9 protein-coding genes are annotated in these 14,119 nt (G+C 44.4%); 5 read left to right on the top strand and 4 right to left on the bottom strand.

The window, feature by feature from the left end; genetic code table 11:
- Nucleotides 1–120: 120 nt before the first annotated feature.
- Entirely contained in the window at nucleotides 121–501 is a 381-nt protein-coding gene (locus tag MSG35_RS12095; protein WP_050652201.1) for a hypothetical protein, read from the bottom strand.
- Between the two features lie 594 nt (nucleotides 502–1,095).
- On the opposite strand from MSG35_RS12095, the gene MSG35_RS12090 reads away from it, so the two are divergent.
- From MSG35_RS12090 to MSG35_RS12080, 3 genes are all read left to right on the top strand, one after another.
- Nucleotides 1,096–2,334, top strand: coding sequence for an OFA family MFS transporter (locus MSG35_RS12090; RefSeq protein ID WP_048608721.1), 1,239 nt, complete (start codon nucleotides 1,096–1,098; stop codon nucleotides 2,332–2,334).
- A 57-nt stretch (nucleotides 2,335–2,391) separates the two neighbouring features.
- Nucleotides 2,392–4,056 carry a VRR-NUC domain-containing protein gene (locus tag MSG35_RS12085; RefSeq protein WP_248384036.1) on the top strand — a complete coding sequence of 555 codons (1,665 nt, stop codon included), beginning with the start codon at nucleotides 2,392–2,394 and terminating at the stop codon, nucleotides 4,054–4,056.
- A gap of 200 nt (nucleotides 4,057–4,256) precedes the next feature.
- Complete coding sequence (locus MSG35_RS12080) at nucleotides 4,257–6,611, top strand: fatty acid cis/trans isomerase (RefSeq protein WP_248384035.1); 2,355 nt, start codon at nucleotides 4,257–4,259, stop codon at nucleotides 6,609–6,611.
- A gap of 174 nt (nucleotides 6,612–6,785) precedes the next feature.
- Here the strand turns inward: MSG35_RS12080 and torS are convergent, their stop codons facing one another.
- The gene (torS, locus tag MSG35_RS12075) at nucleotides 6,786–9,803 is read right to left on the bottom strand and encodes a TMAO reductase system sensor histidine kinase/response regulator TorS (RefSeq protein ID WP_248384034.1); all 3,018 of its coding nucleotides are present in this window, start codon (nucleotides 9,801–9,803) and stop codon (nucleotides 6,786–6,788) included.
- Nucleotides 9,804–9,895: 92 nt separating this feature from the next.
- Between torS and torT the strand changes: the two genes are divergently transcribed.
- The gene (torT, locus tag MSG35_RS12070) at nucleotides 9,896–10,924 is read left to right on the top strand and encodes a TMAO reductase system periplasmic protein TorT (protein WP_122080774.1); all 1,029 of its coding nucleotides are present in this window, start codon (nucleotides 9,896–9,898) and stop codon (nucleotides 10,922–10,924) included.
- Between the two features lie 60 nt (nucleotides 10,925–10,984).
- Complete coding sequence (locus tag MSG35_RS12065) at nucleotides 10,985–11,440, top strand: methylglyoxal synthase (RefSeq protein WP_017064778.1); 456 nt, start codon at nucleotides 10,985–10,987, stop codon at nucleotides 11,438–11,440.
- 120 nt (nucleotides 11,441–11,560) lie between these two features.
- On the opposite strand, the gene MSG35_RS12060 is transcribed toward MSG35_RS12065, so the two are convergent.
- Together MSG35_RS12060 and helD are read right to left on the bottom strand one after the other, a co-directional pair.
- Nucleotides 11,561–11,911, bottom strand: coding sequence for a VOC family protein (locus MSG35_RS12060; RefSeq protein ID WP_050651441.1), 351 nt, complete (start codon nucleotides 11,909–11,911; stop codon nucleotides 11,561–11,563).
- Nucleotides 11,912–11,998: 87 nt separating this feature from the next.
- The gene (gene helD, locus MSG35_RS12055) at nucleotides 11,999–14,074 is read right to left on the bottom strand and encodes a DNA helicase IV (protein ID WP_248384033.1); all 2,076 of its coding nucleotides are present in this window, start codon (nucleotides 14,072–14,074) and stop codon (nucleotides 11,999–12,001) included.
- Between the last annotated feature and the right edge of the window lie 45 nt (nucleotides 14,075–14,119).

Genomic DNA, 14,119 nt, shown 5'->3' with positions numbered 1-14,119 from the left:
AACCCCAGCATGTCACCATGCTGGGTTTTCTTTTATCTGCCGTCATAACCAAATAATAGAGTTCAGATAGGCAGGATCAAAAAAGCCTTCCGAAGAAGGCTTTTTAAGAATCAAATAGAATTATGCTGCCGCTTGCTTGCGAGACTCTTCTACCTGCTTAGCGCGTTGTTTTAGCGTCAATTTATCGCGGTATGCAAACCAAACGTAAGACACAACCACTAAGAAGAACAGGTATGACAATGAGAAAATGAACGGCGATTGAATGATATCGTTCGAGATACCCCAAGAAACACCGATAACAGTCACTGCAATTTTCGCAAAAAAGCCACACATCAATAGCACTAATGCCAACTGTGGGAAACGCGTACTGCGGAATGCAAGCCAGTAGCAACTACCAACTGCTAGAGCCGCAACATAGAAGCCGAATAGGAAAGAGTGAATATGGTCAGCTGCCGCTACACCACCAGAAATTGACATCAATAAAATTAAAAACAGTTTCATAATACTCGCCTCACCATAAGTTGGAAACGCATCCTTTCAAATTTGGAATCTCAGTTTGCGTACTATTTTCCCACTTTTTACGGACAACACAACCCCTCCAATCGAACAAAATGTAAGCAAAGGTGCTAACAAAAAGCACCCTTAACAATTGCGTAACATTCTGTTTTTAATAAAACTCCGTTACTCCTTGTCTCATATGAACAAAGCGCTATTTCGATTTATTTTGTTACACAAATTTAACCTTGGAAATTAATTAAAATTATTTGTAACTCTGTGATATCCGCACGGAATACGTGTCTATTCAAAAACCATCACCTCAAAATCCCTGAAATAATAAGAAAACAGAGCGAAAAAGAACAAAACAGAAAGGTGTTGAATACATTTTAAAAACCAATAAAAAACAACTCATTAACAAACTGAATTTAATTTACCGAAAATGGAAAAAGAGATTCCAATCACATTTTTATTGGTTATAATCCGCGCTCTTTTGCGCTATCTGTTGATAAACGCAAACTAATTTTGAAGAAACAATCACAATAACCCGTCTTTAGTTAAGTGGCTCTCCACTAACCGATGACAAAACTGAGAATAAAAATGAGCAAGATTGATAAAGCAACACGTATCCTGCTAGCAGGCTTCTGTATCAACCTTTGTCTTGGCATCCTGTATGCTTGGAGTGTATTTAACAAAGCGCTAGTAACTGAAGCTGGTTGGAGTGCTGCTGAAGCATCTTCACCTTACGCTATTGCAACTATCACATTCTCTGTTTGTCTTCTTGTTGCGGGCATCCTACAAGACCGTATGGGTCCACGTAAGATCCTTATCCTAGGTACAGCGCTTACAGGCCTAGGCATGATTGCTTCTGGTTTCGCTACAACACCTATGATGCTGAACATCACGTTCGGTGTTATGACAGGTGCTGGTATCGGCTTCGGTTACGCATGTCTTTCTCCATCTGCAATGAAGTGGTTCCACTCTTCTAAGAAAGGGATGGTTAACGGTCTTATCGCAGCAGGCTTCGGTCTTGCGGCTATCTACCTAGCACCAGTAACTTCTGCGCTAATCGACAGCATGGGTATCCAAACTAGCTTTATGATTCTTGGTGTTGGTGTACTTGCAATCGCAGTACCTCTAGCAGCAACAATCAACAACCCACCAGCGGATTACACGCCAGCTGAGCCTAAAGTAAAAGCAGGCCAAGCTCCTAAAGCGGTTAAGAAGACTGAAGACCTAACTTGGAAAGTAATGCTGAAGACTCCTCAGTTCTACTCTCTATGGATCATGTACGCATTCGCTGCATCTGTTGGTCTAATGATCATCGGTAACATCACTACGATTGCTAGCGTTCAAGCTAACCTGCCAAACGCAGTTTACCTAGCGTCTATCCTTGCAGTATTCAACTCAGGCGGCCGTGTTGCTGCGGGTATGCTTGCAGATAAAATCGGTGGTGTACGTACTCTACTTCTAGCGTTCATCCTTCAAGGCGCGAACATGGCTCTATTCGCTACGTTCAACTCTGAATTCACGCTAATCATTGGTACGGCTATCGCAGCTGTTGGTTACGGTACGCTTCTAGCAGTATTCCCAACACTAACTGCTGAGTTCTACGGCCTGAAAAACTACGGTACTAACTACGGCGTGCTTTACACGGCATGGGGTATCGGCGGCGCTATCGGTGCAGCAGTTGTTGGCTTCTCAATGTCAAACGGCGAAGGTTACGGCCTAGCTTACACAATCTCTGCAGTTATGATGGCAGTGTGTATTGTTCTAGCAATCATCACTAAGCCAATCTCTGAAGCTAAAGTTGCTGAACTAAAAGCATCACAAGCTTAATCAACAGAAAAGATTGAATTTGTTACTGAAGAGCTTAACCTTAGGGTTGGGCTCTTTTTGTATCAAGCGACTTCTCCATTGACCACCGAAACCACTGTTCAGCTCTCCCCTACTTATTATCTCGACAACTTCAATCGACTGGTTGAACACGCTCAAACGCTCTACCCCGATCTTCTGAGTGATGATGAATGTCGTTGGTTGTCCGCATACAAACGTCTTTCTGTTTCAAGCCAATGCTTAATGGTTCGTTTGCTTTCTCGTAAAGGCCGTTGGTTTCGCAGCGATAAACTCAACTATGTTGAAATCCATGATTTGAATACCGCACTACAAGAGCTAAGCTCCGCAGGTTTTATTGCGTTAAGTCATCCTACAGAACAGCATGACCTCGCCATTAGTGAGGTCGAGCTCGGGTTGCACTTGCTCACCAAACCAGAGCTGTTGAGTGTATTCCCCGCCCTTAAGAGCCATAGAACTGCCAAGAAAGACGAGCTGTTGTTACTGCTTGATAAGCAACCTTTTGATCAATTTCAAAGCCTAACCTTCGACTGTATTTACGTCATCGAATCTCAAGTGATTGATGTATTACTGTTGCTGTTCTTTGCCAACACCTATCAAGACTTAAGTCAGTTCGTGTTAAGCGACCTTGGGCTCAACACCTTTGAGAACTACCCATTAAGCAAGCAACGCCGCTTCTTCACCTCTAGAGATCAACTCAATCAATTACTCCAGATGCGCGATATTCAACGCTTGTATTCAGAAGGTAACCGCAAAGACGGTGACTTTCTGGAACTGCTTTTAAACTCGATTCCTGAAGAATCAGAACACAGAAGCATTGCCAGAAAACGATCGCGTTTGATCAATGATATTGCTCGCGATCTAGAAAGGCTTAACCTAAACGACCAAGCTATCTTTTGGTTCAGGCAATCGGAACTTACTCCTAGCAGAGAGCGACTTGCGCGCATCTATGACAAGCAAGGTGAGTTAGACTTAATGTGTGACATTGTCACGCAAATGAAGGCTACTCCATCGGATGTGTCAGAGTTGGAAGTCGCTATTAAGCTTGAAGACCGGCTGCTACGGAAACAGGGGCACAAAGTTTCACGAACCATAAAGCCGAGCTGCAAAGAGTTAAAACTGGAATTAGACCTCAGCCAAACGCGAGTCGAGCTTGCGGTAAAGCAGCATTTTGAGAACCAAGGTTGGGACGTCTACTTTTCTGAAAACAGTTTTCTGTGTGGCTTGTTTGGTTTGGCTTTCTGGGATGTCATTTTCGCAGACGTTGAAGGCGCCTTTATCAATCGATACCAACATCGACCATTGGATCTGTACCATTCAGATTTCGCAGACAAGCGAGCCGAACAGATTGAAGCCTTGTTTCAGACGATATCCAAACTTGGGCTGAATCATTTGCTTGATACTTACGATGAAAAGCAAGGTATCGCGAACCCCTTTGTTCATTGGAATCATTTCCCTAAGGCACTCATCGAACACAGCTTGGCTTCGATTCCAAATGCTTTAGTTATCGATCTCTTCAAAGTGTTATTGAGTGACTTAAAGCTATTTAGAACCGGGATGCCCGATTTGATTGCGTTCAAAGACGAACGGTTTCATTGGATTGAAGTCAAAGGCCCAGGAGATAAGCTGCAAGACAACCAGTGGCGCTGGCTCAAAGAGTTTGAGCGATTGTCTGTCCCTTTCTCTGTTTGTTACGTCAATCAATGAGTCTTACTCTTAGCTCATGGCTGTTAGCTCTTAGTGCTTAATCTGGCTAGGTCTAAGCCCTAATTTATGAGCAAAAGCGAGTGACTTGCATCGACAAGTTACTCGGTTCCATCAAGATCTTATCTATAAGATTGTTAGAACATGAGCATTTTCAATCATTTTCGATATAATTAGAGAAAATGCTTAATATATAAATACGTATGAATTTGAAAAAACTCTTCATTTTAGCTTTTGTTAGCGTCTTCTCAGGTTGTGCCGTCTACGCGGGTTTAAACTTCGACGAGTTGTTTGGTGAGCAACAAGTACGCGATCGCCAAGCCCCTATTCTTTCGGCTCAAGCACAGCACTTCATTAACGAAGTAAAACCCATCATTGATAACCGATGCGTGGTTTGTCACGCTTGTTATGATGCGCCCTGCCAGTTAAAGATGTCTTCAGTAGAAGGTATAGACCGAGGTGCAAGCAAAGCACTCGTTTATCAAGGTACCCGCTTAACGGCATCTGCCCCTACTCGCTTGTTTGAAGATGCTATAACCACACAAGAGTGGCGTGATGCGGATTTTCATCCTGTCCTCAATGAGCGCATGCAGAACTCAACGGCTAACCTCGATGCTGGCCTTGTTTCTCGTATGTTGATCCAGAAAGAGAATCACCCTCTGCCCGATCAAACCCAGCTTGAAGGTTTCGACTTTTCAATCGATCGCGACCAACAGTGCCCAACGATTGAAGAGTACGCTCAATACGAGAGAGATTACCCAACTTGGGGGATGCCTTATGGGATGCCGAACTTAGACAAAACAGAATACGCGACTTTAATGAGTTGGTTAGAAAATGGCGCGTTAATGAACGACCATATTCCGCTGAATGATGCAGAACAAGAGCTCGTTAATGTCTACGAAAGCTTTTTAAATAAAAGTGACAATAAGAGCCAACTTTCAGCTCGTTACATCTATGAGCACCTGTTTTTATCTCACGTCTATTTTTCTGATTTAGCTCAACCCACACGTTTCTTCACTGTTGTTCGCTCTGCAACACCACCAGGTGAAGCGGTAAAACGCATCACGACTCGTCGCCCTTATGACGATCCAAAAGTAGACCGTGTTTACTACCGCCTGATTCCAGAGCAAGGCAGCATCGTCGACAAAACGCACATGCCTTTCGCACTTAATAAAGAACGTCTACAAAAGTGGAATAACTGGTTTGTCGATGCGAATTACTCAGTAAAACAACTTCCTAGTTACAACATTGATGTTTCTGCTAACCCAATGACTTCGTTTGAAGCGCTGCCAGTAAACTCGCGCTTCCACTTCATGTTGGACAATGCTCAAAACACCATCATGGCCTTTATCAAAGGGCCAGTGTGTCGAGGTCAACTTGCTCTAAACGTGATTAACGATCGTTTTTGGATTTTCTTCATTGACCCTGAGAAAGCCGACTTACCAGAAATAAACGCCTTCTACGCGAGCCAAAAGAAAAACTTAAAGCTACCTAGTGAGCTAGACAGCAATACGGTTCCTGTCACTAATTGGGTAAGATACGCGAAGCAACAAGCACGATACCTAAATGCCAAATCAGACTTCACCAACCAATGGTTTGAGAGTGGCGTAAACCTGGACACTGACATCATTTGGGATGGCGATGGCGTCAACCCAAATGCAGCCCTCACCATCTTTAGACATTTTGATAGCGCATCTGTTGTGCAAGGGTTAGTTGGCACGCAACCTAAGACGGCATGGATTCTTGATTATGCTCTTTTAGAACGCATTCATTATCTTCTCGTCGCAGGCTTCGATGTCTACGGTAACTTTGGCCACCAACTGATTACACGCATGTTCATGGACTTCTTACGCCTTGAAGGTGAGAGTAATTTCTTAACCCTTCTTCCTAAAGACGTGCGACATATTGAACACTCAAGTTGGTATAAAAACCAAAGCACACAATTGAGCGACTACTTGCAGCGTAATATTGCACCTTTTGAACAACCAACCAGTGTGGTTTACAAAACGGCCGATCCTAAGCGTGAACTGCTTAACATGATCAAAGATAAGCTCGCACCTGTCCTCGATAATCGCTTTGATATTGTTGAAACAGGTTTTGGTAAAAAGAATGAAGCACTGCTTAATCAAGTGAATTTGATTAAGGGAGAAGGCCTACGTCATGTACCTCAATTAGTCATGATAATGATTGAAGGCGAAAACGGCGAAGAGCAGCTGTTCACCATGATTCACAATAACGCTCACAGCAACATTTCTAGCCTTTTTAATGAAGAAGGTAACCGCGATTATGCCAATGATGACCTTACGCTCGTACGAGGCGTTGTCGGTAGCTACCCTGCGGCTTACCTGTCATTAACTGAGAACGAGATTCCGACTCTGGTTAAAGCGCTACAAAACTTAAACACAGAAGAAGACTACGTGGCGTTGCTAGACAAGTTTGCGGTACGACGCAGTTCTAGCGAGTTCTGGCCATTCAGTGACCGAGTGCATCGTTGGTATCAACAAGACCAACCAATTGAGTTTGGTTTGTTGGATTACAACCGCTTTGAAAATAGATAATAAGTAATAAGCATTGGTTTTAGTTCTAGCTCTTGGGAGAGATTAGTTTTAAGAGGCTAGTCGTTCTCAAAGAAGGCTCACTTGCTCGATACAAAAAATCCTCTGACGATATTCGTACAGAGGATTTTTTGTTGGTCTTGCTGATTGGGTATTGCTTAAAACAAACTTACACCATTAAGCAGAAATATAAGGGAGGAGGGCCTCTAACGAATCTTTAACCAATTCGGATAAAGCTTGGTCGTTATCTCTGTACTGCAGTAATGGGGCTTCACTTGCTTCAATGCTCTGACATAAACTGTACAGTGCTGATAAACCCAAGCTACCTGCAGATCCTTTAAGCTTGTGCGCCAAAGACTTCACTTCTCGTCCATTATCGGCTTCACTCGCCTCGACTAATTCATTCAAAGTAAGGTTGCTGCTCTCCTCGAAAAGCACAACGATTTGCTTCATTTTCTCTAAACCAAGAATCGATAGGTCACCCTCTATCACTTTGGAATCAATCAGTTTCACCGGAGCGTCTCCTTCATCTTGAGAGTCAGTTATAGTAGTGTGCTTAGCCAAAAGTTCAACCATCTGTGTCGAGTACAATTCATCACTGTTCCCCTTAATAACACGGTTACCATTTTGCTTACACACAGCATCATTTGGATCGGGCTGTGGCAACAATAGTTTTTTACCATCGAGTTGAGCAACGATGAGCTGAGAAAGTGCTTCCTTTTCTAGCGGTTTAGGCAAGAAACCATCAAACCCTGAGGCTAAATAACTCTCGACTTCCTCGTTGAACACATGAGCCGATACTGCGATCATTGGTGGTACTTCACATATCACGCCTTCTTCATTTTTCTGCTGGTTCGCATCGTCTTTGAGCTGTTGAATTAGCTCGACGCCATCACAGTCCGGTAAGTTAATGTCCACCAGCGCAATATCAAACTCTTGCTCACTGAATATGGCTCTCGCTTCTTGTCCCGTTGTCGCTATCACAACATCGTGCCCCAGGTTATTCAAAAAGCCTTCGGCAACAATACAGTTCACAGGGTTGTCTTCAATCAGAATGACCTTCGCTCGGATGCAAGCTTCAATGACCGTTGCTTTCGTTTCAATTTTCTCACCTACTTCAAGTGGCAATGAGAACCAAAACTGACTGCCCTCGCCTTCTTCCGAATGAACGCCAATATCCCCATTCATTGCCAACATGATGCTTTTACTGATCGCCAATCCAAGCCCTGTGCCGCCGGTTTTGTTACGACCACTGTCGGTTTGGGTAAAGGCATCAAACAGACAAGCTTGCTCGCTTGTGTCAATTCCGACACCAGTATCTGACACTTCAAACATCACTCGATTTTCATCTTCGATATCTAAGCTGATAAAGATATCGACCGAGCCACTTTCCGTAAACTTAATCGCGTTACCGACCAAATTATTCAAGATTTGGCTGATTCGAGTTACGTCGCCACGCCAATAGCGTTGCACGTCACTTTCGATATGGAAATCAAAATTTAGCTTCTTCTCAGCAGCTCGCCCTTCCATTAATTGGTAGGTGTCTTGAACCATCTGATGGAGATCAAACGAAGCTGTACGTATTTCTAAATGCCCCGCTTCTATCTTGGAATAATCCAACACATCATTCAAAATCGCGAGTAGGTTCTTACCGCTCCGGTTAATGATGTCAGCATAGCCGGATTGCAATGGATCTAACCCGGTATCTTTGAGCAATCTTGCGGTACCTAACACGCCGTTCATCGGCGTTCGTATTTCATGACTCATCGTCGCAAGGAAAGCGGATTTCGCTCTGCTTGCTTGTTCTGCGGCGTTGCGAGCTTTAGCATGGTTCCCTACCTCGATATTCAGCTTCTCATTGGTCTTCTGCAGCTGATAGGTTCGGTCTGTGACCAACTCTTCTAAGTGTTCTTTGTGCTCTTCAAGTTCGCGTTTCGCCTTTGCTTCACCCACCGCAACGACTTGCAGCGCCTGCGCGGTATTTCTGGCAGTGATGATCGCCTCGCCCATATGAGCCAACTCATCATTACCCTTAACCGAGATATCAATATTCAGGCGACCTTGTGCGATAGACATCAAGGCCGATGAGTATTCAGTAAGGCGTTTCACGACCGAGATATACACCACTCGCCACACGATAAATGCGACGATAACCAAGCCAATAACCGAAATCACAGACAGCGACCATTGAGCCAAATTCAACGTGCTCGTCAGCTCATCAACCGCTTTTTTGGTGCTGCGGTTTGAATCATCAACCAGTTGGTTAACCGTTGTATTCAACTGAGAGAACAACTCCAGTGTATTTTGCATCAGAAACTCTGACTTTTTGGTGTTCTCATATTGTTCTAACGAAATATCAAACACGACTTGGCGTTTTCTGAGCTCTTCAAGAAGCTGAGACATCTGCGCTGAACGAGTAGGATCTTCGACCGCTTTAACGCGGCGTGCCATGATTCTTAGATTGGATTCAAACTCAGATTGGATTTGATGAATACGTTCTACGTTGGTGACAGTCTGTGTCTCTTCTATTTGATTGAGCATTTTGAACGCCAGCAAATGCAATTCATGTAGACGCTCTGACAAATCAAGATCAACCTCTACAAGCGCATCCAGGGCTTGGTAGGCTTTATCCGTTTCTTTGGTTTCTAGCAGGTCATAGATGTGCGTTACGTTAGCAACCGCGATGGTAGCCGTGTTCAAAACTTGGGTTCGCGTCAGCTGCTCTAGCTCTTCGGCAAGTAAGCGCATCTCTTCGACACGAGACGACAGCTCTTTGTTTAACCAAAGCTTACGCTCAACCGACACACCCAACTCAGCCAGTGTGTTAATAACGCTTTGAACATTATTTTCGAGTTTATTAAGAAGTTGAGAATCGAAACTATCGACACCAAGATCTTTGATATGCTGAAGAAGCGACTCAAGTTGGTCGAATAGTACTGTGCCAGCCTCTTTTCTTTCTGCTTCATTTCTCGCATTAGAAAGCGTTTGTACTGACGAAATAATACGGTTGCTCAACTCAGAAACCTGACGAGCTTCGATCATGGCAGGAAGCGCCGAATCAACGACGTTTCTTTCGGTTTTTGCTACAAAGCTAAAACCAGAAACACCAATCAATGCAGACAATAGAACCAACAGTGCCATCACTAAGAATGAGGCCAGCAGCTTGCGTCCAATACTCGCTGAAGCTAACAACATAAACTCTAAACCTTAAAACGTTCTTCTTTACCCATGCAGAATACGCTATATTTTGCAGTGTTTCTTATCTAAAACCAATAAAACGGCAATTCATGCTATCTAGATCTTTCGCTTCAAAAATTCTTTTCTCACTAGTGGCCTCAGTGACTACTGTCGCAAGTGCTAGCGAGCCTTTGAGCCCAATAAAACCCGCCGAAGCCACATCACACAAAGAGAAAATTTGTGCCATTTATCCGCACCTCAAAGACTCTTATTGGTTGTCGGTAAACTATGGAATGATCTCTGAAGCAGAAAAGCAACAAGTGGAACTAAGAGTTTTGGAAGCAGGCGGTTACCCCAACGTGGCCAAACAAGCCTCACAACTGGTACTTTGCACGCAATGGGGAGCCGATGCCATTATTCTTGGCACAGTTTCACCTGATGCTTACCATGACAACCTTACTGATTGGGTTGGCTCAACGCCTGTGTTTGCGACGGTCAATGAGTTAACCGTCAATGAAGAGCAACAAAAGGTATTGAAAGGCACCGTCGGTGTCGACTGGTATCAAATGGGGTTTCAAGTCGGCGAGTTTTTGTCGAAACGACACCCGAAAGGATCTGGCGAAACGCCTATCGCCCTGCTACTTGGCCCGCAAGCAAGTGGCGGCACTAAGCCTGTTGCACTTGGCTTTTATGATGCGATCAAGTCGAGCGATATCAAAATTGCGATCAGCTATTGGGCAGATAACGATAAAGAACTACAGAGAAACCTAGTACAGCAAGTCATTGAGCAGCCGGATATTAAATATATTGTGGGAAGTGCGGTCGCAATTGAAGCTGCGATAAGTGAGCTGAGAGCGGCCGGTAAAACCAAAGAAATTGGATTAATTTCAAGCTACCTAAGTCACGGGACCTACCGCGGCTTGCTTCGTAACAAGGTGCTTTTTGCACCAACAGATAAAATGGTTGAACAAGGTCGCTTGTCAGTAAAACAAGCCACCAGTTACTTACGCGGCCAACCTTACGAGAAACACAGCGCACCAATTATCGAAGCGCTGACACCAGCAACACTCAAAGATCAAATTATCGCCGACTCATTGTCACCTTCTGAGTTTCGTCCGGTATTCAGTGTGAATCCTTAGTGCTATATTGGCTGAAGAACTCAAAACAATAAAAACGAAACAACAATTTAGGGAACATTCATGCAAAAAACGACGCGCACTATGCCAACACACAAGCATATCGCTTTGGTCGCTCATGACCACTTCAAACCTGAGCTACTAAGATGGGTCAAAGAGAACAAAGAAAAACTACAAAAGCACTTCCTTTACGCAACGGGCACGACTGGTTCTCTACTCAGTAAAGAGACAGGCCTAGCAATCAAGAGCATGATTAGTGGCCCTATGGGCGGTGACCAACAACTTGGCGCGCTTATCTCTGAAGGCAAGATCGATATGCTGATTTTCTTCTGGGATCCACTTAATGCTGTACCACATGACCCAGACGTAAAAGCACTGCTTCGTATCGCAAGTGTTTGGAACATTCCTGTGGCCACTAACCGCGCTACCGCTAATTTCTTGTTTAACTCTTCACTGCTTGAAGAAGAAGTAATCATCGAGATCCCAGACTACGAAGCGTACCTAGCTGAGCGCACGTAATCGCACGTTAAATGTGCTCTCTACTGAACAGACTAAAAAGCCTGCATTTTATCGCAGGCTTTTTTATGTCTCGTTTTCAGACATTAAACAGTTCAATCATAAAACAGTGCGAGAGTCTCTCTATTTATCACTCCACACTGCCATCTCGTTACCACTTGGCTCTTTAAAATGGAAACGTCTGCCGCCGGGAAAGCTAAAGATCTCACGGTTTATCTGACCACCAGCATCAATTACATCGCGCTCGGTTTGCTCAAGATCTTGGCTATAGAAAACCATCAGCGCCGCGCCGTTATCCGTATTCGACGCCAGATCCGCCAAATAGAACCCACCCATTAAGCCTTTACCTTCAAAAGCAGAATACTCAGGGCCATAGTCTTCAAAGCTCCAAGCAAACACTTGGCTGAAAAACGCCTTAGTTGCGGCGATGTCTTTCGCAGCAAATTCAATGTAGTTAATAGAGCCGTGTTCCATAGCAAACTCCTTATGCTTTATGCGTCTGCCTTGTGATATTAAGGCAGGGCTTGAAGATCTAATCTTAGGCAATCAAGTCAAGTAACATCACTTTTTACGAACAACTGGGTAATCAGAACCATGCAGCTCCTGCACAAAGCCAGACCCGTCACCGCTGTGCGTGATCCATACTTTCTCTTTTGCTCGCGTCATTGCTACATAGAACAAACGACGCTCTTCCGCATAAGGGAACGCGTCTGATGATTCAGTCAATGCGCCATCAATATGCAGCTGTTTCTTCTTGGTCGGGAACTGTCCTTCGTCAACACAAAGAATAATGACAAAGTCCGCCTCTTTACCTTTACTGCCGTGGCAAGTCATGAACTTGATATTAATTGAAGTGAAGATCTTCTTCCAGTCTTCCAACAACTCTGGCTTGTGGTAATGATTACGTCCAAGTAGCAGCACCGATTTATTGGTTTTGCCTTTAGATTGGCGGTTCAATTGGTCGAGGATCTTCTCAACTTCTTTACTTGGCGCACTGTACACCGCCTTCTGCTTCTGTTGCTTGAAACTGTTCAGTTCTTTCGGAATCTGAATTGGGTTTTCTTGTACAAAGCGATTAGCCACCGCACCTAACTGATTGTTAAAGCGGTAAGTCGTATCTAGGTGATGAATGGTCGAGCTTTCAAAACGATCCTTAAAGCCCGTGGTCAAATCCACATCCGCACCCGCAAACTGATAAATCGACTGCCAGTCATCGCCTACTGCAAAAATAGAGGCTTGATGCTCGGCTTTAGACTGATTACAAAGAGCTTCAACCAAGGCAAGACGATCAGGTGAGATGTCTTGATACTCATCGATCATGATGAACTTCCAAGGTGAGATAAACTTGCCCTTCTCGACATACTGAGTCGCTCGGCTGATCATGATTGAGAAGTCGATATGGTTCTGTTCTTTCAACTCCTTTTGCCACGCGGTTACACATGGCCAACACAGTGACAGTTCGCTGTTGAGGCGCGTATAGTCTCGATGATCAATCAGCTGTTGCTGTACTTCTTTTTTCGTTAAGCCCGACGCATTCAACTGTTCAAGCTGCTTTTCAAGCCAACCGATCAATTTGAGGTTTGAAACATGGCTACCAAGCTCATCATCTCCGGTTAAATAAGCGATTGGCCATTTAGACAAGTGCTTTTGCCAACGTTTAAAGTTGGTCGGTGTCATCCAGTGCTTCTTCAACCAATCAATGCACCATGCTTGGCGTTGGTTGTCATCGAGCGCTAAAGGAGAAATAACCACACGTTCGGGTTCAACTTGATTCAGTATCTTTAAACCCAACTGGTGGAAAGTGCTGACTTGCACCTTCTCTGCTGATAAACCAATTTTGCTGTCGAGACGTTGCTTCATCTCTTCTGCCGCTTCACGACCAAAAGCGAGCAATAGCAACTCTTCAGCTTGAGCTTGATGGCTTTGCAGTAAGTACGCGACGCGAGCCGTTAGAACGCTGGTTTTACCCGAGCCTGCGCCCGCTAAAATAAGGTTGTGATCATCATTCATCAACACCGCATATTGCTGCGATAAGTTCAGTGGTGACGACTCACATTGCGCAAACAACACTTCCCAGTTCTTTCGCTCGGTCTCTAGCCATTGCTGGTTTCTTTCAGCTTGCTTGATTTCCGTTTCAGACAACCATGGCTGCATTCTTGCGATGCGATTTGGCATGCGCTGCGCGGCCTCTTCTAGCGTCATCGTCATACTTTCTAGGCCTGAGTTGACCATATCAACCCAAGTATTGACCTTAGAATGCGGTAGAAAAGCAGGGAGTTGCTCAAGGCGTGTTAATTCAGCTTCCCATTGAGGAACGTGTTCCTCCAATTGTTGACACTGGGTGTCGTGCCACTTCTGATAAGCCGCCACTGACGCGCGTGCAAATTGACGGCATTGATCCCAAGGTAGGCCTTGTACTAACCAACTGCGCTGCATTCCATCTTGTTGATTAGCAAAAAATTGTAGCGATCCCCAAAACAATCCGCGCTTTATCGCGATCTTGCCACTCCAAATAGTAAATGGGATACGCTCTTCACTGCCTACTGAAGATAACAGCAAGCGTGGACCATCAAGTTCAACCTGATGATATTCATTTTGAATAAAAAACTGTGCAGTCTTGTTAGCGCTTAGCTGCATTGGAGTGTGCTCTTAATTGGGAATATTGAATTTATATCATGATGC

Source organism: Vibrio sp. 1CM23M (genome assembly GCF_023161755.1).
Classification (GTDB): Bacteria; Pseudomonadota; Gammaproteobacteria; order Enterobacterales; family Vibrionaceae; genus Vibrio; species Vibrio coralliirubri.
The sequence above is the reverse complement of the archived record's forward strand: the minus strand, read 5'-3'. Positions and strand labels throughout refer to the sequence as shown.